The 22,672-nt window shown below is 44.0% G+C and carries 19 protein-coding genes and 2 pseudogenes; 15 read left to right on the top strand and 6 right to left on the bottom strand.

Annotated features, from left to right (window positions below):
* Positions 1-1,404: an aminotransferase-like domain-containing protein gene (locus tag MKS89_RS10000; protein ID WP_205409142.1), complete on the top strand. Its 1,404-nt coding sequence runs from the start codon at positions 1-3 to the stop codon at positions 1,402-1,404.
* Positions 1,405-1,524: 120 nt separating this feature from the next.
* Here MKS89_RS10000 and ppsA read toward each other — a convergent pair whose 3' ends face one another.
* Positions 1,525-3,900: a phosphoenolpyruvate synthase gene (ppsA, locus tag MKS89_RS09995; RefSeq protein ID WP_072963677.1), complete on the bottom strand. Its 2,376-nt coding sequence runs from the start codon at positions 3,898-3,900 to the stop codon at positions 1,525-1,527.
* Between the two features lie 178 nt (positions 3,901-4,078).
* Here ppsA and ppsR point away from each other — a divergent pair, with 178 nt between their 5' ends.
* A complete protein-coding gene (gene ppsR, locus MKS89_RS09990; protein ID WP_072963680.1) occupies positions 4,079-4,912 on the top strand; it encodes a posphoenolpyruvate synthetase regulatory kinase/phosphorylase PpsR in 834 nt (277 codons plus the stop codon).
* Positions 4,913-4,957: 45 nt separating this feature from the next.
* Here the strand turns inward: ppsR and MKS89_RS09985 are convergent, their stop codons facing one another.
* Positions 4,958-5,440 carry a GNAT family N-acetyltransferase gene (locus tag MKS89_RS09985; protein WP_072963683.1) on the bottom strand — a complete coding sequence of 161 codons (483 nt, stop codon included), beginning with the start codon at positions 5,438-5,440 and terminating at the stop codon, positions 4,958-4,960.
* A 98-nt stretch (positions 5,441-5,538) separates the two neighbouring features.
* On the opposite strand from MKS89_RS09985, the gene MKS89_RS09980 reads away from it, so the two are divergent.
* Entirely contained in the window at positions 5,539-6,444 is a 906-nt protein-coding gene (locus MKS89_RS09980; RefSeq protein ID WP_072963686.1) for a LysR family transcriptional regulator, read from the top strand.
* Positions 6,445-6,499: 55 nt separating this feature from the next.
* On the opposite strand, the gene MKS89_RS09975 is transcribed toward MKS89_RS09980, so the two are convergent.
* Positions 6,500-6,745 carry a hypothetical protein gene (locus MKS89_RS09975; protein ID WP_072963689.1) on the bottom strand — a complete coding sequence of 82 codons (246 nt, stop codon included), beginning with the start codon at positions 6,743-6,745 and terminating at the stop codon, positions 6,500-6,502.
* A gap of 281 nt (positions 6,746-7,026) precedes the next feature.
* The gene (locus MKS89_RS09970) at positions 7,027-7,227 is read right to left on the bottom strand and encodes a hypothetical protein (RefSeq protein WP_131814971.1); all 201 of its coding nucleotides are present in this window, start codon (positions 7,225-7,227) and stop codon (positions 7,027-7,029) included.
* Between the two features lie 233 nt (positions 7,228-7,460).
* On the opposite strand from MKS89_RS09970, the gene MKS89_RS09965 reads away from it, so the two are divergent.
* The 12 genes and pseudogenes from MKS89_RS09965 to MKS89_RS09910 all read left to right on the top strand — a co-directional run bounded on the left by MKS89_RS09965 (position 7,461) and on the right by MKS89_RS09910 (position 18,757).
* Positions 7,461-7,898 carry an S-type pyocin domain-containing protein gene (locus tag MKS89_RS09965; RefSeq protein ID WP_072963692.1) on the top strand — a complete coding sequence of 146 codons (438 nt, stop codon included), beginning with the start codon at positions 7,461-7,463 and terminating at the stop codon, positions 7,896-7,898.
* Between the two features lie 18 nt (positions 7,899-7,916).
* Positions 7,917-7,961: pseudogene (locus MKS89_RS21065) on the top strand (hypothetical protein); the annotation flags it as partial.
* Between the two features lie 33 nt (positions 7,962-7,994).
* Entirely contained in the window at positions 7,995-8,405 is a 411-nt protein-coding gene (locus MKS89_RS09960; protein ID WP_205409158.1) for an HNH endonuclease signature motif containing protein, read from the top strand.
* 5 nt (positions 8,406-8,410) lie between these two features.
* Complete coding sequence (locus tag MKS89_RS09955) at positions 8,411-8,695, top strand: bacteriocin immunity protein (RefSeq protein WP_235862504.1); 285 nt, start codon at positions 8,411-8,413, stop codon at positions 8,693-8,695.
* 724 nt (positions 8,696-9,419) lie between these two features.
* Positions 9,420-10,406: a DUF3644 domain-containing protein gene (locus MKS89_RS09950; protein WP_072963698.1), complete on the top strand. Its 987-nt coding sequence runs from the start codon at positions 9,420-9,422 to the stop codon at positions 10,404-10,406.
* An 80-nt stretch (positions 10,407-10,486) separates the two neighbouring features.
* Positions 10,487-11,209 carry a hypothetical protein gene (locus MKS89_RS09945; protein WP_072963700.1) on the top strand — a complete coding sequence of 241 codons (723 nt, stop codon included), beginning with the start codon at positions 10,487-10,489 and terminating at the stop codon, positions 11,207-11,209.
* 255 nt (positions 11,210-11,464) lie between these two features.
* Positions 11,465-11,889 (top strand): annotated as a pseudogene (locus MKS89_RS09940) (N-acetyltransferase).
* Between the two features lie 179 nt (positions 11,890-12,068).
* Positions 12,069-12,953, top strand: a complete 885-nt coding sequence (locus MKS89_RS09935; protein WP_072963703.1) for a HEPN domain-containing protein — start codon at positions 12,069-12,071, stop codon at positions 12,951-12,953.
* Between the two features lie 1,781 nt (positions 12,954-14,734).
* Positions 14,735-15,370, top strand: a complete 636-nt coding sequence (locus MKS89_RS09930) for a LysE family translocator (protein WP_072963782.1) — start codon at positions 14,735-14,737, stop codon at positions 15,368-15,370.
* 486 nt (positions 15,371-15,856) lie between these two features.
* A complete protein-coding gene (locus MKS89_RS09925) occupies positions 15,857-16,495 on the top strand; it encodes a LysE family translocator (RefSeq protein ID WP_072963785.1) in 639 nt (212 codons plus the stop codon).
* A 78-nt stretch (positions 16,496-16,573) separates the two neighbouring features.
* Complete coding sequence (locus tag MKS89_RS09920) at positions 16,574-17,347, top strand: aminoglycoside phosphotransferase family protein (protein WP_072963788.1); 774 nt, start codon at positions 16,574-16,576, stop codon at positions 17,345-17,347.
* Between the two features lie 240 nt (positions 17,348-17,587).
* The gene (locus MKS89_RS09910; protein WP_373636452.1) at positions 17,588-18,757 is read left to right on the top strand and encodes an MFS transporter; all 1,170 of its coding nucleotides are present in this window, start codon (positions 17,588-17,590) and stop codon (positions 18,755-18,757) included.
* A 1,234-nt stretch (positions 18,758-19,991) separates the two neighbouring features.
* On the opposite strand, the gene MKS89_RS09905 is transcribed toward MKS89_RS09910, so the two are convergent.
* Positions 19,992-20,606 carry a LysE family translocator gene (locus tag MKS89_RS09905; protein ID WP_072958834.1) on the bottom strand — a complete coding sequence of 205 codons (615 nt, stop codon included), beginning with the start codon at positions 20,604-20,606 and terminating at the stop codon, positions 19,992-19,994.
* 638 nt (positions 20,607-21,244) lie between these two features.
* Positions 21,245-22,648 (bottom strand): RICIN domain-containing protein, encoded by a 1,404-nt coding sequence (locus tag MKS89_RS20905; protein ID WP_072958832.1) that lies wholly within the window; start codon positions 22,646-22,648, stop codon positions 21,245-21,247.
* Positions 22,649-22,672: the final 24 nt, after the last annotated feature.

Below are 22,672 nucleotides of genomic sequence, written 5' to 3'. Positions count from 1 at the left end.
ATGAGTTTGTATAAGATGATGGCGAGTCAATTTATACGCGACATTGAAGCAGGGCAGTTGACTGAAGGAAGTCGTCTGCCTTCACTACGACAGCTCGCGAAACAACAAGCCGTCAGTATGTCTACAGCGGTCAGTTGTTACCAAGAACTGGAATCCCAAGGTTGGATCCATGCGCGGCCTCAGGCAGGATATTATGTCTCTCCTCTGCGTCATCAACATCACACGCCGGCGTGGGCGCAGTTTGTGAGTCGGGTTTCTCAGGTCAGGCCAAGGTTCACTTTCCCTGCCAAACATAACGGGCCACTCGGGATTTCAACCACTTTTCTTGATGATATGGGGCAGAATGCGCTTGAACAGAGTTTTCGTCGTGTCAACAAGCGAGTCCTCGGCCAGCGACTCAATCAATATCCCCATCCGCAAGGTGAGCCGTCACTCCGTTATGCGTTCAGTGCTCACTTTGCTAAGCTCGGACTTCATCTCAATCCGGATGAACTGGTGATCACATCCGGGTGTATGCCGGCAATCAAATTGGCAGTCGAAGCTTGTACGCAAGTGGGAGATGCGATTGCCATCAGTTCCCCCTGTTTTAGCGGTATTTTAGATTTGCTTGGGCAAATGGGGCGTCAGATCGTTGAAATCCCATCGCTGGACGAAGGGATCGATCTTGATCAACTGGAACAGCACTTACGGCAAGGCAGTGTGAAAGCCGGTATTTTCTGCACATCGCACATGAATCCGCAAGGGATCACGATGTCTGCTCAGCAAAAGCGGCAGTTGGCGGCGCTGGCAAACCATTACCAAGTGCCGATCATCGAAGATGATGTCTATCTTGAGCTCTCTTATGCTGAACACACGCCTTTACCCGCCAAGTATTATGATCAAGGTGGTTACATCCTGTGGTGTGGTTCGATATCGAAAAGCTTATCGCCCAGCTATCGTTTGGGGTGGTGTTTACCCGGCCGGTTCACCGCAGCGTATGTGCAACAGTATACGGCTGCTTTCTTTGGTGTTTCTCTGCCGATTCAGCTTGCTGTGGCTGATTTTGTTGAATCCGGTCACTATGCCAAACAACTGAAACGCCGGCGCAACCGGTTACTCAATTTAAAACAAGCGTATCTCAGCTTTTTATCGGCGCGCTTGCCTGACGAAGTGAAGATCAGCAACCCTCAAGGGGGGATGGTACTCTGGCTACAAGTACCTCATCTCAATCACACCCGGTTTGCTGCACTTATTGAAGCCTATCAGATTGACATTCGGTTGGGGGAGCTCTTCAGTACGCTGTCGCTCTACAATGATTGTTTCCGAATCAATATCGGCTTTGAACTCACTCAGGATGTGGAGAATGAGTTAAATCGTTTGATCGAGGCGATCAAGCAAGCGAGTGACGTTGGCGACAGCATTTGATTGACGTTTGGAATCATACTGACGTTTGAAATAATAATGATCGTGCGGATGTACATCGGGCACCCAGATGGGTGCCCGATGTGGTTGATGAAGCGAGTCAAATGACTCAACGTTGTCGAATTAGTTGGACTGAGCGACTTGCCCTAATTTTAGCCAAGTATCAATCACCGTATCTGGGTTGAGTGAAACAGAACTGATTCCTTGTTCCATGAGCCATGCCGCCAGATCGTCGTGATCAGACGGACCTTGACCACAGATGCCGACATATTTGCCGGCATTGGTTGCCGCTTCAATGGCCATTTTCAGCATCACTTTCACGGCAGGGTTTCGCTCGTCAAACAGGTGAGCAACATCACCGGAATCTCGATCCAGCCCCAGAGTTAACTGAGTCATATCATTCGAGCCGATCGAGAAGCCGTCGAAGTGCTTCAAAAACTCATTCGCCAGTACTGCATTGGAGGGCAACTCACACATCATGATGACTTTGAGGCCTTGCTCACCGCGTTTCAGCCCAAATTTCGCCAGTAAGTCAATGACCGATGATGCTTCGTCCGGCGTGCGAACAAATGGGATCATAATCTCGACGTTTTTCAGCCCCATCTCCTGACGAACCCGTTTAATCGCTCGGGTTTCGAGTTCAAAACAGTCTTCAAAGGCCGGTGAAATGTAGCGAGAGGCACCGCGGAAACCGAGCATCGGATTCTCTTCATGTGGTTCATAATTTCGACCACCGACCAAATTACTGTACTCGTTTGATTTGAAGTCAGACATCCGGACAATCACACGTTTCGGCCAGAAAGCCGCAGCAATCGTTGCAATGCCTTCTGTCAGTTTGCTGACGTAGAAATCGATCGGATCCTGATACCCTTTGATTCGCTGACGAATTTCGGCTTTGAGGGCATCATCTTGCGCATCAAACGCCAACAGCGCTTTCGGGTGAATCCCGATCATCTTATTGATGATAAATTCAAGGCGAGCCAAGCCAACCCCTTCATTGGGAATCTGAGCAAAATCGAAAGCACGGTCAGGGTTACCGACATTCATCATTACCTTGGTCGGTAAGTTGGGTAGCTCATTGACCGAAGAACGACGCACTTCAAAATCGAGCTGACCTCGGTAAACATACCCCGTTTCGCCTTCAGCACATGACACGGTAACCTGTGCTCCGTTTTGTAAATCGCTGGTGGCGGTGCCACAGCCGACAATCGCCGGAATACCCAGTTCACGGGCGATAATTGCAGCATGGCAGGTTCGACCGCCACGGTTGGTCACAATCGCAGCCGCTTTTTTCATCACGGGTTCCCAATCGGGATCGGTCATATCCGTAACTAAAATATCGCCTTGCTGTACCAGCGACATTTGATCGAGAGAATCAACCAGACGTACCGTGCCTGCCCCGATACGCTGACCGATAGCCCGGCCTTCAAGCAGAACATCTGCCTTGGCATTGAGTTGGAAGCGTTCAATCACACTGGTTTCATTCTGGGAGCAAACCGTTTCCGGACGGGCCTGAACAATATAAAGCTTGCCGTCAATGCCATCTTTGGCCCATTCGATATCCATCGGACGCTGATAATGTTGTTCGATGATCATCGCCTGTTGGGCAAGCGCTCTGATTTCATCATCATCTAAAGAGAACTGCTGACGCTCTTGCTCATCGGTGTCAATAATCTCGACCTGCTTACCGATTTCTTGCCGCTCAGAGTAGATCATCTTGACCATTTTAGAGCCGAAGGTTTTCTTCACAATCGCGCTTTGACCGGCTTCCAGCAACGGTTTATGCACATAGAATTCATCAGGATTGACCGCCCCCTGAACAACCATTTCACCCAGGCCCCAAGCGGAAGTAATAAACACCACTTGGTCAAAGCCTGATTCGGTATCCAATGTGAACATGACACCGGAGGCGGCTTTATCTGAGCGTACCATGCGCTGAATCCCGGCTGATAACGCAATGCCACGGTGGTCAAAGCCCTGATGGACCCGGTATGAGATGGCACGATCATTAAATAAAGAGGCGTAGACATGCTTGGTCGCTTCAAGGACGGCATCGATGCCTTTGACATTGAGGAAGGTTTCTTGCTGCCCGGCAAAAGAGGCGTCAGGTAAATCTTCAGCGGTGGCTGATGAACGGACGGCAACGGAAATTTCAGCGTTGTTTCCGGTCAATTCAGCATAGTTATCCCGAATTTCCTGTTCTAAATCGGCAGGGAAGGGCGCCTGTAAAATCCATTGACGAATAGTGGCACCGGTCTGACGTAATGCATCGACATCGTCAACGTTGAGCGCATCAAGCAGTTGATGAATGCGATGATCTAACCCCTCATAATCTAAGAATTGATTAAATGCATACGAAGTGGTCGCAAAGCCGTTCGGCACAGAGACCCCTGCATTGGCCAAGTTTGAAACCATTTCACCGAGTGAAGCATTTTTACCACCGACCTTATCGACATCTGTCATCGATAAGCTATTGAACCAGAGGGTATTGTTAGGCATTTTTTTCTCCAGAAGGATGATTGTGTTATTGGATGTGGTAATCGTTTACATTTGCCTGCTAAAAAAATAGCCGAAGATATTTTCAAAGCTGTGGCTCATGTCGTTGAATACCGAAGGTCGTTCTATTTATAGTGTGATAATGATGCTACTCAAAATAATTTGAAAGTTTAAATAAAATATGCAAATTGATAGTCAAAGTCGTGACGTATTCTACGTTTCTGATGGTACAGCGATTACATGTGAGACCATAGGACATGCTGTGTTAGGTCAGTTTCCCTTCGCTGCGAATGAGAAAACGTTTCCATTTGTCGAGAGTGATGAAAAATTAACTGATGTGATCAAACAGATTGAATTTTCTCATCAACAGCATGGTGTGCTACCGCTGGTTTTTTTCTCGATAGTCGTGCCGGAAATTCGTGCCAAGCTCCTTCAGGTGCCCGCTTATTGTTACGATGTGCTGGAAAGCATTGTTCAACGGGTACAAGCTGATACCGAAACGGAACCGCAGCCGAAACTGCAGCGTTCACGGAGTATCAGTAGAAATACGGATACGTATTTTGATCGGATTGCCGCAATTGAATATACGCTGGCGCATGATGATGGAATGTCGCTGAAAGATATTGAACAGGCCGATATCGTACTGCTCGGGGTTTCTCGGAGTGGTAAAACACCAACCAGTTTGTATATGGCGATGCAATTCGGCCTTCGGGTGGTCAACTACCCGTTTATTCATGATGATATGCACGCGCTTAAGTTACTTCCGGCGTTTGAAATTCATCGGCATAAATTGTTCGGTCTGACCATCAATGCAGAACGTTTGACGGCAATTCGTCAGAACCGTCTGGCAGGAAGCGAATATGCCAGCGTCCATCAGTGTGAGCATGAGCTGGCAAATGTGGAAGCGTTATTTCGCCGTGAAGCGATTCCTTATATCAATACCAGCTCATTGTCAGTCGAGGAAATTTCAGCCCGGATTCTCGAGAAAGCGGGCTTGAAACGACACCTGTGTTAGCCAGCCGTTTACACAGGACAAACACCAATCCAAGGTCGGGGGCTTTTATGCCTGTTCGGCAAAATCGAGCAGAGCCTGCCCCGTCATGCGATAGATAATCCATTCATCCTGAGGCTCGGCACCGATACTTTGATAAAAGTCGATCGATGGTTGATTCCAGTCGAGCACTGTCCATTCAAAGCGGCCACAATCTTTACTGACGGCTAATTGAGCGAGATATTTCATCAACGCTTTGCCTGCACCGAGGCCGCGGTGGGCTTCACTCACATATAAATCCTCCAGATACAGACCATATTGGCCCAACCAAGTCGAATAATTGAAGAAGTATACGGCAAACCCGATGGGCTGATTATCGGCTTCACAAATTACGGCATGAGCATGAACGTCATCTCCGAATAATTTGCGTTCAATCTCTTCGACCGTATTGGCGACCGCATTGGGCTCTTTCTCGTAAATCGCCAGTTGATTGATAAAATCCAAAATAGTTGCTGCATCTGAAATAGTGGCAGGTCTGATATGAATGGTCATGATTTCCTTTCTTTCGTTGACTCAGATTAGTGACAGTGTATGCTCAAATGAACTATGAATAAAATGCACTTTATTCAGGCTTCATATGAATGGGCATCATGCGTAAATTTCCTAATATCGATTTGAACTTACTCAAAGTGTTCGCCAGTTTATATCATACGGGCTCGGTGACACTGAGTGCCGAAGAACTGAATATCAGTCAGTCGGCGTGTAGTCATGCGTTGCAGCGTCTGCGAGAGCGGCTTGGCGATGACCTTTTCATTCGGATTGAAAATCGCATGTTGCCGACCGCTTATTCCGAGCGGCTGGCTGAACAGGTTTTGCCAGGATTGGCATTACTCGGGCAAGGGCTGGCCTCATCTCATCCTTTTACACCGGAGGATGCGCATGTATTCCGGATCGCTGTGACGGATTATACATCATGGTGTCTGCGAGAATTCATCACCTACCTGAGCGAGTCGTTTCCTCATATCCAGATTGAATTTATGCAGTTGGCCGAACGATTACCGGAGTCGGCACTGAAATCCGCAGCCATCGACTTGGTGTGCGGGTTTGCACATCAGCAGGAAGAATCAGAAAGTCTAAATCGTTTGGTCTGGTTGAGCGATCACTATGTCAGTGTGCGGTGTCAGAGTCATCCGGTGGCTGAGCATCTTTCACTGGCTCAGTTTCTTCAGTATCCACATGTTTTGGTAACGCCGTGGAATGAACCCAGAGGCATTGTTGATATGACATTGTCACGGCAAAGAAAAAAGCGTCAGATTGCGATTCGGACTGCCAGTGTTCTGGCTGCGCCTTATTTTGTGCAGCAGACATCCTATTTGCTGGCAGCACCGTCCCGGTATGCTCACACCATTGCTGAAAGTTTGTCGCTGCGTTTATCACCAATGCCGTTAGATGTACCGGATTATCAGCTGACGCTTTACTGGCATAAAACACGCCATAATGACCCGAAAATCGCATGGTTTGTGCGGTTGTTCAGCGATTTTCATCAGTGCTCATGAATGAGGGTGACTGGATGATGGCATGACGAATTTTGGTTGTGGGTCGGTTGTGAGTTCAGTTGTTGAATATTTCTTCTGAGTTTGTCGATCGATGAATTGAAATCATGTGAATAGTCTTTGGCTCGTAAATTTGACGCACAATCTCGTTTTTCGATTTCAGAGGCATTGGTGTCTTGTGCGTCAGTTCATCTTTCAGAGATGAAAGACGAACCAGAAAATCTTTTTTTGTTACGGAGTCGCATGTTGTCCAGAAGCCGCTTTTACGGGCGTCCTGCCCGGAAAAGCCTAACCATTCTTCCATGAATGATTTTCTTTGTTTGGTGGTTGATTTGAATTGGGTGAGATCTCTTTAAGGCGAAGCCAAATTGATCGATGTTCTCAGGGTAAAATTCATGGATGAATTTTAAGCAATTCCCTAACAAAAGAGCTGAGCAGGAGCGAATAAAAGCGGCCCGGTCAGTGTCCACGAACTAAAACGTTCTTTTGGATACTTTTGGAACGCCAAAAGTATCTGGGGCGCGTGCATCAGATGCCGCAGAAATCAATAAACTCATTGCGCACCAAACAACAGCGCCACAATGTTCATCTTCCCCAGCCTTCGGCCCTGAAATTTGACGCACAATCTCGTTTTTCGGTTTCAGAGACATCGGTGTTCTGTGCGCCAGTTACTCTTGCCAAGATGCAAGAGTAACCAGAAGATCTTTTTTGTTTAGCTTGGTCACACGTTTTCCAGAACCAGCTTTTACGGGCGTCCTGCCCGGAAAAGCCTAACCATTCTTCCATGAATGGTTTTCTTTGTTGAATGGTTGATTTGCGTTGGGTGAAATCTTTTGAAGCCAAATTGGTCGATGTTCTCAGGGTAAAATTCAGGGATGAATTTTAAGCTTTTCGTGAGCAGGAGCGAATAAAAGCGACCCGGCCAGCGTCCACGAACTAAACCGTTCTTTTGGGTACTTTTGGAACGCCAAAAGTATCTGGGGCGCAGTCGGAGATGTTAATGAGATCGAGAAAAGTGATTGCGCACCAAACGCAGCGCGTCTGAACAAGCCTTTTTAACGCGCATTGGCGGTGCAGTGCTGGCAGAATTGCCGGGGTTGGCGATGAAAATCATCGGGCGATCCGGAATGTTGGCCGCATTTGTGCCTAACAAATTAGCGGACAGTACGCTCTACAGCGCTGCTGATATGAGTAATAAAGACAGGGTTGAAACCAATATCCGCTTGGGTTTCAATACGGCAGGGCGGATTTACGGCTATCACGTCAATGGGACGATGGTTCCCAAGCGTGAGGTGACACAGGTCGGTGATAAGTTTGTTGTTGCGTTAGAGCCGGATGTCACCATTGAATGGGTGCCGATTAGCGGCGATTTCGGCGGCAAACCGATTCTGGTTAACCCCATCCCGGAGATGGAAAAGTTCGATATCTGGATCCATCCGCAAGCGGAGCAAGGCTAAGAATTTGATAACACCTACATCACGCCAATTGCTGATGCGGATCTGCAAGACTATATTCTAACCTTTCCGGCAGAAACCGGATTACCACCGTTGTATGTGGTTTACAAAGAAAGCGCTCGCAACGAGTCGGGCGTCGTGACCGGCAACGGTGAAGATGTCACCGGTCTGTGGTTGGAAGCCGCCGGAAAAGAGTTAGGTGTACCAGTGCCGTCACAAATTGCGGATCAGCTCAGAGGCCGTGAGTTCAGTAGTTTTGATGGGTTCCGGAAAGCGTTTTGGAAAGCTGTAAGTGAAGATACAAATTTGATGTCTCAATTCAGCAGAGCGAATCAGAGAATTATCAAACGAGGGGGTTCACCGTTTGTGATACCGGAAGAAACTGTCGGAGGGCGAGATCGTTTTGAGATTCACCATGTTGAAGAAATACAGCATGGCGGGGCTGTATATGATGTTGATAATATGAGAGTTAATACGCCTAAAAACCATATCCGTATTCATAAGGAATAACAAAGATGTTGAATTTGAAAAGTAAACTTACTGATTACACGGAAAGTGAGTTTTTCCGTTTTCTTCAGGAATTTTATGAGGATACTGATACCAATGCTCTGCCAGATGATGAGTTTGATGATTATATTTCTACGCTCGCAAAACATTTTACTGAAGTTGTAAATCATCCAAAGGGAAATGCTTTAATCTTCCATCCGTCAACGTGTGGGATAAATGACAGCTCTGAAGCCGTGATTCAGGAGTTAAAACGATGGTATACCGAACAAGGGTTACCATGCTTTAAGGACTGATTCGGTTTTTTTAATTTCCAGTTTTGGGCTCCCAGATTTGACGCACAATTTCTTTACCCTTGTTCCCACGGTCCTCCGTGGGAATACATACCGAGCCAAAAATTACCATGATTGGCAGATATCAATTCGTCCTGTTTCGCCTTCATAATGACGAGCACTGAAATAACGCCAGTGAGTCATTTTATCGACCTAGCCTATTTTAACCGGGTGTTGGTGAATCGATTCAACCTTCTGATGTATCATTTCATCACTTTGTACTCATTCAGGGTGTACGCCTTCCTGCCAAAACTGATCGCTTATTGCGGATGATGCACTGGATGATAACCGGGGGTGGTACAAGCGCTGAACTTTGCGTGCCACTCCTAAGTTAGGTATGCATTCCCACGCGGAGCGTGGGAACGAGGTGCTAAAAAAACAATTTCCTGATGATTAAAACGCTGCAATTTTGTACAAACCTTATCCATATCAAAAAATGTCATGTTTGTGTTAATTTTCTCTGGCGATTTTCTGCAACATATTCAATGTTATTTAGTGTGTTTGGGTGCTTATTTGTGAACAGATAGCTTTTATCCGAGATGTGCACAGGTGAATTATTTGTGTGCGTTTCCATGTTATTACGGAAAGCACCTTATCAGATAGCGGTAAGTTATACAGAAGTATTCTTATAGAGTGGTTCTGTATAATAAACTGTTATGTGTAGTCGGAAATTTAGCAAGGAATCCTAATGGCTAAGCGAAATCGCAAAATTGGGTCAGTAAAAATGGAGCTTCTGACAAAGTCCAGAGAGTCGATGCTTGCAGCAGTCCAAATCTTTAACAACCCTAATATTCAGTTTAAATCCGAAAGCTTTATTGTATTGTCCAACATAGCATGGACATATTTACTTCACGCTTACTACCGTTCTAAGAATGTTGAATATCGCTACTATGAACAACAAGGGCATAGGAAACGCTATCACAAAACAAAAAAAGGAGCTGACAAGCATTGGGAACTTGAGCGGTGCTTAGATGACCGATCCTGCCCCATTGATAAAGTGGCTAAGTCTAATTTAAAATTTCTTATAGGGCTTAGACACGAAGTTGAGCACCAAATGACAACAAGAATAGATGACTATCTTAGTGCTAGGTTTCAGGCATGCTGTTTAAATTACAATGAGTACATTAAAACTCTTTTTGACGATGGGCTTGGTATAGATAAACATCTCTCGTTTTCTCTTCAATTCTCTTCAATTAAAGAAGAGCACGCTAATCAATTAAGAGAATTCACTGATTTGCCAGGAAATATTTCTTCTTTTATTAATGACTTCGATTCAGACCTTCCGCAAAATGAATATAATGACTTAAGATATTCATATCGGGTTTTGTATGTTCCCAAATCGGTGAATCATAAAGGGCAAGCTGATAAGGTAATTGAGTTTATCCCTGCGAATTCTCCGGAGGCAGAAAAGTTAAACAGGGAATATGTTCTAATCAAAGAGAAAGAAAAGCAAAAATATCTGCCTGGCGAAATCGTAAAAATTATTAACAGTATGGGTTATGTAGATTTCAAGGTGCATCACCATACGATTCTTTGGCAAGATAAAAAGGCAAAAGACAAAGGTAAGAATTTTGGAGTGCAAGTCGCGAAAACATGGTATTGGTATGATACTTGGCTAAAGGTAGTGCAAAAACACTGCGCAGAGAATGCAAATAAATATGGCAAAAACACATAACAAGCGCATGTTGTCGGACTAATTTTCCGCTGTACTCAAAATCAGCCACAAATGCGGGCGTTAGCTTTCAAGGAGATATTTTGGAACCTGTATCTATTTTTCTATCATCTAGCGTTATTGCTGCTCTCGTAGCAGCCTTAGTGTCTTTACGTACTAATGAAAGAAGAATCCACATTGAAAATGTTACACAAGAGCGTGCGAAGTGGCGCAATTCAATGCGCTGCTTAGCCGACTCCTTAATTAAATCAACTCAAAAAAGTGATTCCACCGAAATTAGTGCGCTTTGCTCGCAGCTTGCTTTAAATGTTAATCCTTTTGATAAAGAGGATATTTCACTAATCGAAGCTGCTGAAAAACTGGCAACCTCCGATGATAAAGGTGCGCAAATAAAGGAATTTACTGAACGAATGTCGTTGTTGTTAAAACATGATTGGGAGCGTGCAAAAAGAGAAGCCAAACCTTGGTTCTTTAGGGGGGATGAGGCAAGGCGTATTTCCTATAAAGAGTTTGCAGGTGAGTGCCCTTCTCTACTATCCGAACCCTCGAAAAAGTCACTTTCTTTGCTTCTTTACTTTGTCACGCTGTCTTTTTCAGCGGGTATTATATTTTTCCTAGCTGTTGGACTCACAGAACCTTTTCAGAAGTTAGTAAAGATTTTTAATGATCCAAATGATGTCAAGCCATTTGAAGCATGGGTGCAGTTTATATTTTGGTCAATATTTTGTGGTTCTATGTGGTCAGCAGCTTATCTTTGGTTTAAGGCAAGTGAAAAGCGGTTTCTCGAAATCTGGTTTAGAAAATGAAAGCTAACAATACGCTTCTACGGAAAATTTGCTCGCTGGCGCTCACAAAGTTCCGTAGAGCGTGGCGTTAAAATGCTGGACTATGAGTTCTGAACTAAAGAATACAGAGAAGCTATATGCAATCATCACCAACGCTTTGTATTTCCATCGTTGAGTTTCGTTTTTACGGTGTAATGGTTTAGGCTAGGTGGTAGCGTTGCTTCCTCCTTACAGGCATTATATTCCCCAATAAACCCAACGCCCTATAATCGAAAAATGATAAGAAAATACCACGAAGAAGATTTAGATTCAGTGCTGGATATCTGGCTGAAAGCATCAGTAAAAGCCCACGATTTTGTTTCAGCAGAGTTCTGGGAATCTCAAGTCGAGAACATGCGTAATATTTATATTCCGGCCTCAGAGGTCTGTGTTTTCGAAACCGAGTCTCAAGTGGTCGGGTTTTACGCATTATACGAAAATAACCTCGCTGCTCTATTTGTTGTGCCTGAACTTCAGGGGAAGGGGATCGGTAAGCAACTGTTAAATCAGCTAAAACGCAGAGAGCCCAGTTAAGTCTGTCCGTGTACAAAGAAAATCAGGCCAGTTATCAGTTCTATGTATCGCAAGGCTTTCATGTGGTGAGTGAACAGATTGATGAACATACGGGACATCCCGAATACACCATGCGTTCTGGCACATAAGCATCATTGTGTGTGATGCCTCGAAGTCGAAACCTGAGACAATCATCGGGGACAGAAATAAAAAAGAACCGCGTCGCATTTTATCCGTCAACAATGCTAATACTATGATAAACAGTGTTTTTTGCTGAACGCTTCTTTTATGCTATAGCTATGTTGTCCACCAAAGCGAAGCGCGTTTTATGAAAACATCTCTCGATCACCTACCTGAATTTAAACAGCAAGAGCTTGCCACGATCTCGACCATTCTGCGTGATACGCTGGACGACTATCTTCAAGGCAAAACGGGGAGTAAAAGCGAGTTTCGCATCCTGAAAATCATTCTGTTCGGCAGCCACGCTAAAGGCAATTGGGTCAGCGATCCGGCTAATGGCTACATCAGCGATTACGATATTCTGGTGATCGTCAACAAAGCCGCCTTGGTGGAAGATTATGTGGTCTGGCAGCGGGCGGAAGAGCAGATTGATCGCAAAGTAAAATCCGCACCGTTGGGTCTGATTGTTCATGACTTACAGGAAGTGAATGAACGATTGCAGCAGGGGCATTATTTCTTTAAGGATATCCGTGAAGAAGGGATTGAACTGTTTGCCGCGACACCGAAGCCGTTGATTGAGCCGGGGGATTTAACCGAGACCGAAAAACGGGGAATTGCCCGTAAGCATTATGAACAGTGGTTAAAAGCGGGTCGTGATTATGTAAAAACATACCATTACCATCAATCAGAAGACGATATGATTAATCTTGCGGCTTTCGATTTACATCAAGCCACGGAAAGATTCCTCGCTTGTGTATTACTCACATGCACCAACTACTTACCCAAATCCCACAATATCGAAAAGCTGAGTAAACTGTGCGCGCAAATCGAGCCAGAGTTTAAGACGATTTTCCCACTCGACAATAAATTCCATCGTCGCTGTTTCCGCCGTCTGCAACGCGCCTATATCGAAGCCCGTTATTCAGAGCATTATGAAATCACCGAAGAAGAGTTGGCTTACCTCGAAGGGCGAGTGTTGCAGTTAAAAGCGCTGGTTGAACGGGTTTGTTTAGCGCGGATAGATTCTGCTTAACCATTCATTTGTGAATAGTTTTCTAGATTAGGTGGTTAATTTGAGTTGGGTGAAATCTTTCTAAGGCGAAGCCAAAGTGATCGATGATCTCAGGGGGAAAATTCAAGGATGAATTTTCAGGATTGCTTGAGCAGGATGCGAATCAATCCGACCCGGGCAGCGTCCACGAACTAAACCGTTCTTTTGGGTACTTTTGGAACGCCAAAAGTATCTGGGGCGCGTGCATCAGATGCCGCAGAAATCAATAAACTTATTGCGCACCAAATTACTTTCCTCAATTTTTATATCCCAGCCTCCGGCTCCAAATTTTGACGCACAGTTACGTTTTTTTGGTTTCAGAGGCATTGGTGTTTTGTGCGCCAGTTACTCTTGCCGAGATGCAAGAGTAACCAGAAGATCTTTTTTGTTTGACGGAGTCGCACGTTGTTCAGAACCAGCTTTTACGGGCGTCCTACCCGGAAAAGCTTAATCATTCTTCCATGAATGATTTTCTTGGTTGAGTGGTTGAGTGGTTGATTTGCTTGCGGTGAAACATGCTTAAAAAGTCAATTTGGTCACTGAACTCAGGGTGAAAAATCAGGACGATTTTTCAGGATTGCTTGAGCAGGATGCGAATCAATCCGACCCGGGCAGCGTCCACGAACTAAACCGTTCTTTTGGGTACTTTTGGAACGCCAAAAGTATCTGGGGCGCGTGCACCAGATGCCGCAGAAATCAATAAACTCATTGCGCACCAAATTACTTTCCTCAATTTTTATATCCCAGCCTCCGGCTCCAAATTTTGACGCACAGTTACGTTTTTGGGGTTTCAGAGACATTGGTGTTTTGTGCGCCAGTTACTCTTGCCGAGATGCAAGAGTAACCAGAAGATCTTTTTTGTTTGACAGCGTCGCACGTTGTCCAGAACCGATTTTTACGGGTGTCCTGCCCGGAAAAGCCTAATCATTCTTCCATGAATGATTTTCTTGGTTGAGTGGTTGATTTGAGTTGAGAGGAACATTTTTAAAGCTAACTTGATCGGTGATCTCAGGGTGAAAAATCATGGACGATTTTTCAGGATTGCTTGAGCAAGATGCGAATCAATCCGACCCTGATAACGCGCACTGAACCAAAAAAGATGCTTTTGGTTCCTTTTGCATCCATCAAAAGGAACTGGGGCGCATTCGAAAATGCTAATGAAATCAATGAATGTGATTGCGTCCCAAACACCTGTATCATAAGTTTCATTGGTCTAGCCTCCGGTTCCAAATTTTGACGCACAATCAGCGTCAGTGATTTCAGAGGCATCGGTGTTCTGTGCGCCAGTTACTCTTGCCGAGATGCAAGAGTAACCCTTTTGAAAGCCAATGAGTCTCTGAACTCAGGAAAGTCATCGCACATCACATCGCAGCAGCATCACTTTTCCAGATTGTTAAAACGCTGTAATTTTGTACAAAACCTACCTGCATCAAAAATGTTATGTTCGTGTCAATTTTTTCTGGCGATTTTCTGCAACCTATTCAATGCCATGTAGGGTATTTAAATGCTTATTTGAGAACAAATGGCACTTATACGAGATGTTCCGAATGGTGGTAGCACTGGTGAATCATTCGTGCGCTGATTAGACAGCACAATGCTGTGATTTTTGATATAATGATATCTTTTACTGGAATTTTGTCTGTATTTTCATGCAATTAGGACAGAAGCTTTATTGAGTGCCAGTAAGTTATACACAAGTATCCCTATAGAGTGTTTCTGTATAATAAGCTGTTAGCACTCTCAATGAATATCGAGATATCTGGATGATAGATTTTTCAATTTTACCTATATTTTTCACTGCAATTTTCTTTCTGGCCATATCACCTGGTCCAGATTTAGTTCTTATTTCTACTTATTCTTCGACGAAGGGTTTTCAAGCTGGGTTCATGGTGGCTATTGGGATCTTTTTCGCCGGTATTATGCAAACGTTGCTCGTGGCTTTAGGTTTAGGGCAGTTGATGCAATCAATGCCTATATTTGCATATACGATAAAAATTTTGGGTGCTTTATATTTGAGTTACTTGGGTATAAAAATGTTAAGTAGTTGGTATCGTAATAATCAACAAACCTCTAACACTAAATCTAGTGATGAAAATTCAACCAACTTGAGCTTGATAAATAAGGGGTTCTTAAATAACCTGCTTAACCCAAAGGCTTTATTGTTTTTTAGTCTGTTTTTACCTCAATTTACAATAGGAATAGGCTCACTTTCAGTCCAAATTTTAATACTTGGCGTTTTGCTTAGTAGTTTTGTTTTTTTAGTAAACTGTGCATTTTCAGTAACATTTAGCCAATTTGGTAAATTAGTTAGTAAAAAGTTTAAATTAGGCCGTCACATAGATGGGCTATTAGGCTTTATATTTTTAGGTTTGGCAATTCGCTTAGCTGCCAGTAAATAACAAGTGCTAACAAGGCCTTAAAGTCGGATTCGTAACAGTTGGCTCCGCTTCACATATTAGCCAATTGTTACTCACCGCTTAAGGCAGTGTTATGTGTTTCCTCTAGATTTGGATACGACTCGCACAATACCCCAGAATTGTAGTTCTTAGATTATTTGTCTATAAGCTTGACGTAACTGTCTTAAATTGAGGGGCGAGCATGACTGAATCATAAAAGAAATGGTTAAAGCACTGGGAAGAAAAACGAAGAAAAGGGTTTATCCATTACTTTAGTTGCAGCTAAAGTCTGGGTCTCACCTTACCCGATTGAAGTACTTATTATCCATACAAGCAATTTAAGAGGGATTCACAACGCTTGGCATTTTTGTTTCTACTTCAAATTTAGTGTTTATGGCACAATGCTTTAGGCTTTGGGGGAGGCGTTGTTCACCCTTAATTGGGCGTTAGCCGTCAGTTAAGCCATTATCTATGTCAAAGGAGAATTAAATGGATATACATAACGTCATAACTTTTATAGCGGTAGCGACCTTGCTGGTTATTTCACCTGGCCCAAATGGTTTTCTCATCGCAAAAACAGTTCCTTTGTCTGGACAGAAAGCGGGTTTCGCAAATATTTTTGGATTCGTTGCTGCATTTTACGTACATGGAACATTATCTATATTTGGCATTTCTGTGCTTCTCGTTCAATCTGCTCAAGCATTCTTTATTTTAAAAATTCTAGGTGCAATTTATTTAATCTGGATCGGCATCAAATCACTTATTAGCGCCTTCAAAGTTAGCAATAAAAAATTACCAAATTTAGCTCAGAGAGATATTAAGCCTATTTCGATGTGTACTGCATTTTCAGAAGGGTTCTTAACAAACGTACTCAACCCCAAGGTATCAATGTTTTATTTGTCGGCTTTTCCACAATTCATATCCACAAACGAGGGTGTGATGAATGCATATGCGTTGGTCACTGCACACTCTATAGTTAACTTTATGTGGTTTTCTGCAATGGTATTTATGTTGTCTCGCATAAAAAAATCTGCAAACAACGCTCAGTTTAAGAAGTGGCTAAATTCAATTACAGGTATTGTATTTATTGGATTCGGTTCTAAATTGGCGTTAATGAAAAACGGCTAACAAACCAATTAATCCGACCTCAATACGCTGTGCTTCTTTTGGCGGCTTATTGGGACGTTAGTTGCACAGGGAGGTTTCGTGGAAGAATTATCAGGCGGAAGAGAATCCGCAATATATCGAGATGGTGAAGTTGTCTATCGACCTCTTCAACCGTGGAGTCCTACAATTCACCTTATTTTGAAGCACCTTGAGCAAGAGAATGTGGCTGAATGTCCAAGATTCCTTGGTGTAAATCAAGATCAGGAAATCTTAAGTTTTGTCGTCGGTAATACTTATAATTATCCGCTAGTCGGTGCAATCGCCACTGCTGATGCCCTCATTTCTGCGGGTAAATTATTACGTAAAATACATGACTCAACAGTGCCACTTTTAGAGCAAATTGATGTTAATGCCAACGAGTGGATGCTAGAGCCAAGAGAACCTTTTGAGGTTATCTGCCATGGTGACTTTACTCCATACAATGTTGCTCTGTCAGAGAGCACCGTTGTTGGTGTATTTGACTTTGATACTGCACACCCAGCCCCAAGAATATGGGATCTAGCTTATTCAGTTTATTGTTGGTCTCCTTTCAAAACAGACAATAATGACAAGCTAGGCTCAATCTCAGAACAGATGGTTAGAGCTAAGTTGTTCTGTGATAGTTACGGTGCAAGTGAGTCCGAAAGAAATCAATTAGCCGACGCAATGGTTCAGAGATTAGAGGCTTTAGTCTCGTTCATGCGAAGTGAGGCTGAAAATGATAATGAATCCTTTGCTGAAAACATAGAGCAAGGTCATCTTCAAGCCTACCTAAGTGACATAGAATATATCACTGAAAATAAACAAAAAATTCAGTGCGCATTGTGCAACTAACAATTTAAGAGTGATTCAGCACGCTTGGCATTTTTGGTTTGGGTTGAGTTCAGTGATTATAGTGGTCAAATTGAGTGTTGTGGTCGCGTGCTTCACGCCTTAATTGGGCGTTATGAATATACGTATCATATACAATATTTTAGGAGTTTCATGTTCCAGCAGTTTTCATCCGCAATTTCGATTTATCGGGGTTTGCCAGCGAATATTTATTATCTAGCTGTAGCTAGAATGATCTTAGGTATGGGTAATTTTATTATTCCATTTCTCGTTTTACTATTAACAGATAAGTTAGGTTACTCAGCAACAGTCGCGGGCTCTTTAGCTATGGGGGTTACTGGAACTTATCTATTAGGTAGCTTTATTGGTGGTAAATTATCCGATGTTTTAGGGCATAAGCGAGTCATGGTATTTGGAGAATTTTCCGGTGCTTTATTGCTTATTTCGTGTGGCTTCTTTCCTGATAATACCTTTTTAGTACCAGCGTTTTTATTTGGTGCATATTTCTTTATTGGTTTGGCATTACCGGCAAGTAACGCTTTAGTCGCAGACTTATCTAATAAGAATAATCGCGACGCAGTCATGTCGTTGAGCTATCTTGCCTATAATTTTGGCTCAGCTCTAGGTCCAATTATGGCTGGGTATTTGTTTTGGAGCTACACAGAATGGATATTCTTTGGTAATGGTTTTGCTGCATTACTTGGTGTTGTGATTGTGGCTATGTTTATTAAGGTGCAGCCAGAAATTGACCGCACAACTGGTAATGAGTTAGAAATGCCCGTTTCTGGTTCTGTCTGGGCAGTATTGAGGTCAAGACCTAGACTCTTATTCTTTACATTCCTTTGTGGGTTGTTGTGGTATTCATTAAACCAAATGACAATGGCAAGTCCATTATATTTAAGTCATATATTTGGTGAAAAAGGTCCAATTGTATTTGGTCAACTGATGACTTATGCGTGTGTAATTGTTGTGCTTATTACGCCAATTTTAATGAAATTTACGTCAGGTAAAGCTGAAACAATTAGTTTGGCATATGCCGGGTTTATGTTTGCTTTTGGCTACGCACTAGTCATGTTCTTTCCTAGTATTCCCATACACTTTATAGCTTGGCTATTTCTATCAGCAGGTGAGGTTCTCTTATTGACGAAAGAAAGCATATATTTAGCTAATAACTCACCCTCTAGTCACCGAGGGCGTATTCAGGGGGTTCTAGTTACACTACGAAGCGTTTTAGTTATGCCAAGTTTTATCGTGGTCGGTTATCTTATTGACAGCTATGGCTACAGTTTTACTTGGTCTAGTATCATTGCAATTTCAATTGCCGCTTCTATTGGGCTCTACCTAATGACAGTTCGAAATAAGCCTGGATCTCACATTACCCGAAACAGGTCGATTAATGGGGATAATAGTTGATCGATGCTCTCAGGGTAAAATTCATGGATGAATTTTTAGCAATTCCCTAACAAAAGAGCTGAGCAGGAGCGAATAAAAGCGTCCCGGCCAGCGTCTACGAACTAAAGCGTTCTTTTGGGTACTTTTGGAACGCCAAAAGTATCTGGGGCGCGTGCACCAGATGCCGCAGAAATCAATAAACTCATTGCGCACCAAATTACTTCCCTCAATTTTTATATCCCAGCCTCCGGCTCCAAATTTTGACGCACAGTTACGTTTTTTCGGTTTCAGAGGCTTCTGAGCTCTGTGCGCCAGTTCATCTTTCAGAGATGAAAGACGAACCAGAAAATCTTTTTGTTTGACGGTGTTGCACGTTGTCCAGAACCAGCTTTTACGGGTGTCCTGCCCGGAAAAGCTTAACCATTCTTCCTTGAATGGTTTTCTTGGTTGGGTGGTTGATTTGCGTGCGGTGAACCATTTTTAAACAGTCAATTTGGTCATTGAACTCAGGGTGAAAAATCATGGATGATTTTTCAGGATTGCTTGAGCAGGATGCGAATCAATCCGACCCGGGCAGCGTCCACGAACTAAACCGTTCTTTTGGGTACTTTTGGAACGCCAAAAGTATCTGGGGCGCGTGCACCAGATGCCGCAGAAATCAATAAACTCATTGCGCACCAAATTACTTCCCTCAATTTTTATATCCCAGCCTCCGGCTCCAAATTTTGACGCACAATCTCGTTTTTCGGTTTCAGAGGCTTCTGAGCTCTGTGCGCCAGTTACTCTTGCCGAGATGCAAGAGTAACCAGAAGATCTTTTTTGTTTGACGGAGTCGCACGTTGTCCAGAACCAGCTTTTACGGACGTCCTACCCGGAAAAGCCTAACCATTCTTCCGTGAATGGTTTTCTTGGTTGAGTGGTTGATTTGCGTGCGGTGAAACATGCTTAAACAGTCAATTTGATCTCTGAACTCAGGGTGAAAAATCATGGACGATTTTTCAGGATTGCTTGAGCAGGATGCGAATCAATCCGACCCTGATAACGCACACCGAACCCAAAAAGATGCTTTTGGTTACTTTTGACATCTATCAAAAGTATCTGGGGCGCGTTCGAGGATGCTAATGAAACCGAAGAAAGTCATTGCGTCCCAAACCACAGAACCACCATTTCTCCCTCCCCCCAAACTTCTTAGCCTTTGGCTCAGAAAGAGAGAAAACGTAACGTTTTATGATAAGTCACCTTCCTCGCTGAACGATTAACGCTCCATCGCTGCCAGTTTTATCCCCATCAACACAAACAGTCCGGCAAAGCTTTTCTGGATTCGCCGGACGATTTTGGGAGACTGAATGATGGCATGGCGAATTTTGGTGGCGAGCAGCCCGTAGATGACGAATACGATAAAAGTCATCAGCATAAACACCAGACTCAGAAGCAACATGTGCAGTACCGGCGTGGTTTGTTGTGCCGGCACAAACTGGGGTAAGAAGGCGAGAAAAAAGATCGACAGTTTCGGATTGAGTAAGTTAATCAACACGGCTTTGGACGCAATAGCAAGGTAACCCGTTTGATGTGCATTTTCATCCTGAAGGGTCAGTGCGCCGGCGTCTTTCCACATCCCCCAAGCCAGATAAGCCAGATAGATGACACCGACATATTTTAACAACTGAAAAAGGACTGCACTGGTATGTAAAATGGCCGCGAGCCCGAAGACGCTGGCCACCAAATGCGGAATAATACCCGCGGTACAGCCCAGTGCCGCATAGAGACTCGCTCTGGCGCCGCGGGTCAGACCGATCGATATGGTATACAACACCCCAGTACCGGGGAGCAGAACAACAATCAGTGAAGTGAGAAGAAATTCAATTGGCATAGACAATCCTTGTGCTCAGCAAACGTAGTTTGAAAAGAATGAGACAAGCATATCGGAGTGGTGAAGTTTTGACCATGCTGTTTTTATCGTGAGTTACTGTCCAAGTCGGCTTCAACAGCGACGCTGGAAACGGGGGCGTGTATCTGTCAGGCGTATGGGCGATAAGACGGGTTGATCACCAGCGTGAATATCGCTCTCAAACCCGATCACCTCAGATACATTTCTTAGCAAAGAGCATCTTGGGTCTCATCAATAAAAAAAGCCAATCACAAAGGTGTGATTGGCTATCGATATGAACAATTTGGTTCACTAACAACGTCAGTTGGCTAGGTGACCCTCGGCTTAATAAGGGTCACTGTAACTATTGCACTATGTGTGCCAACTTTTATATTATTTTTAACTAGTTGATTTTTATCAATTTTAATAAATAGCAACCAGCATTCAATACAGTTACACTCATATAATAATTGCAAAATGCGATCTATTTTTATTTTGCAATTATTCATATCATGAACAAGATAAGATATTTTTGTCGGTTTGTTGTTTCGAGACTGGAGCGGGTGATGCAGGGGGAGGGCGTTGAAAAAGAACGGGCCACTCATAAAAGTGGCCCGTATTGAGTGATATGTTGGCTTAACTTAATATCTTGGCCAGCCGTTACTATCCCAGTTGAGTGTGCTAATCAACAACTTACTATTACCGCCATCAGTCGCATCATAGCTATGACGGACGATGACATCGGTGTTGACAATGTCCTGACCACCGGGGCCAATCCATCTGTTGCTGCCTTTATCGAGTAAAGTCCCACCACCGTTCATCATGTTTTTTCCACTTTTATCCAGATACGGACCAGTAATGTCGGTCGCCCGGCCATAACGGATCTGGTAGGTACTGTCGACGCCACGACAACAGAGACCCGTGGATACAAACAGATAATAGTAACCGCGACGATACACAATGCTGGGGGCTTCAATCCCACCGGAACGACTTGCCAGACTCAACACATCACCAATCGGTTTCATGGTGATGGGGTTGAGACGGACGAGCTTGATACCTGAGCCAAAAGAACCAAAAGTCAGCCACGGATCACCAGCTTTATCAATCACTAAGTCAGGATCAATGGCATTGTAGTTATTGGCAGCAGTGGTATGAATCACCATACCGTGATCTTGCCAGTCTCCGGAGGCTAAACTTGAAGCCGAAGCCAAGCCAATCGCTGACACGCGGGAACCAAATGTTGAAACAGCATAGTAAAGCCATACTCGACCGTTATAATGCTTCACATCCGGCGCCCATACGTCATCGTTTTTCAAGCCGGGAACATAGGTGTACCACCAACGTAAGCCATTGGGGAAAACAGATGGCAGCGGATTCCAGTCCAAGCCGTTATAACTGACTTTGCCATAGATACCTTTACCAGTCTGATATTCCCACCAAGTTCCGTTTTCATAGGCAATCGTTGGATCGTGTGTGCCTAAGTTACCGCTGAGTGGCCAATGATTGGTTCTGCCATTGGTGGATGAGGTATCCACCGGCTTACCACCAGAGGCTTTGATTAAACTTAAGCGAAATTGCTGAACATCGAGATTATTGACCTCCCACTGATCAAGATTGGCACCGTCAGATGTGTCCCAGTCCCATAAATCCAGCGCTTTACCGCTGTTTTTATTCACCAGCACATAGTAGTTATTATTCAGATCCCGAATATCCCACTTTTGGGTATCACCACCCCAATACTGCCATTGTGAGACATTGTCACCATTCGTCTTACCAGCGTTATAGACTTCCATTGCTTTCGCACTGTTAAGATTAATGATGGAGTAATAGCCATCATCGCGTTGCGTAATGAGCCAACGTTGTGTGTTATGGCCGTTATCCGGCCATTGACTAATGTTGGCGCCATTACTTTTGTCAGCATTTGCGACTTCGACTAACTTACCACTGACTTTTGACTGAATTGTATAAACACCATTCTTGACGCTTGCCTGTACAGTTCCTGCGAGCGTGACGCCCGCAAGAAATATAATGTAGAGTGTTCTCATCGAAACTCCTTTCACGATCATGAG

Origin of the sequence: Vibrio gazogenes (assembly GCF_023920225.1) — a bacterium.
GTDB classification, from domain to species: domain Bacteria; phylum Pseudomonadota; class Gammaproteobacteria; order Enterobacterales; family Vibrionaceae; genus Vibrio; species Vibrio gazogenes.
Note: the sequence above shows the minus strand (reverse complement) of the source record. Positions and strands in the feature narration are given on the sequence as shown.

What these genes read in the sequence shown, in the direction of transcription:
- MKS89_RS10000 (WP_205409142.1), top strand. Translation starts at nt 1, where the DNA reads ATGAGTTTGTATAAGATGATGGCGAGTCAATTTATACGCGACATTGAA.
- ppsA (WP_072963677.1), bottom strand. Translation starts at nt 3,900, where the DNA reads ATGCCTAACAATACCCTCTGGTTCAATAGCTTATCGATGACAGATGTC.
- ppsR (WP_072963680.1), top strand. Translation starts at nt 4,079, where the DNA reads ATGCAAATTGATAGTCAAAGTCGTGACGTATTCTACGTTTCTGATGGT.
- MKS89_RS09985 (WP_072963683.1), bottom strand. Translation starts at nt 5,440, where the DNA reads ATGACCATTCATATCAGACCTGCCACTATTTCAGATGCAGCAACTATT.
- MKS89_RS09980 (WP_072963686.1), top strand. Translation starts at nt 5,539, where the DNA reads ATGCGTAAATTTCCTAATATCGATTTGAACTTACTCAAAGTGTTCGCC.
- MKS89_RS09975 (WP_072963689.1), bottom strand. Translation starts at nt 6,745, where the DNA reads ATGGAAGAATGGTTAGGCTTTTCCGGGCAGGACGCCCGTAAAAGCGGC.
- MKS89_RS09970 (WP_131814971.1), bottom strand. Translation starts at nt 7,227, where the DNA reads ATGGAAGAATGGTTAGGCTTTTCCGGGCAGGACGCCCGTAAAAGCTGG.
- MKS89_RS09955 (WP_235862504.1), top strand. Translation starts at nt 8,411, where the DNA reads ATGTTGAATTTGAAAAGTAAACTTACTGATTACACGGAAAGTGAGTTT.
- MKS89_RS09950 (WP_072963698.1), top strand. Translation starts at nt 9,420, where the DNA reads ATGGCTAAGCGAAATCGCAAAATTGGGTCAGTAAAAATGGAGCTTCTG.
- MKS89_RS09935 (WP_072963703.1), top strand. Translation starts at nt 12,069, where the DNA reads ATGAAAACATCTCTCGATCACCTACCTGAATTTAAACAGCAAGAGCTT.
- MKS89_RS09930 (WP_072963782.1), top strand. Translation starts at nt 14,735, where the DNA reads ATGATAGATTTTTCAATTTTACCTATATTTTTCACTGCAATTTTCTTT.
- MKS89_RS09925 (WP_072963785.1), top strand. Translation starts at nt 15,857, where the DNA reads ATGGATATACATAACGTCATAACTTTTATAGCGGTAGCGACCTTGCTG.
- MKS89_RS09910 (WP_373636452.1), top strand. Translation starts at nt 17,588, where the DNA reads ATGGGTAATTTTATTATTCCATTTCTCGTTTTACTATTAACAGATAAG.
- MKS89_RS09905 (WP_072958834.1), bottom strand. Translation starts at nt 20,606, where the DNA reads ATGCCAATTGAATTTCTTCTCACTTCACTGATTGTTGTTCTGCTCCCC.
- MKS89_RS20905 (WP_072958832.1), bottom strand. Translation starts at nt 22,648, where the DNA reads ATGAGAACACTCTACATTATATTTCTTGCGGGCGTCACGCTCGCAGGA.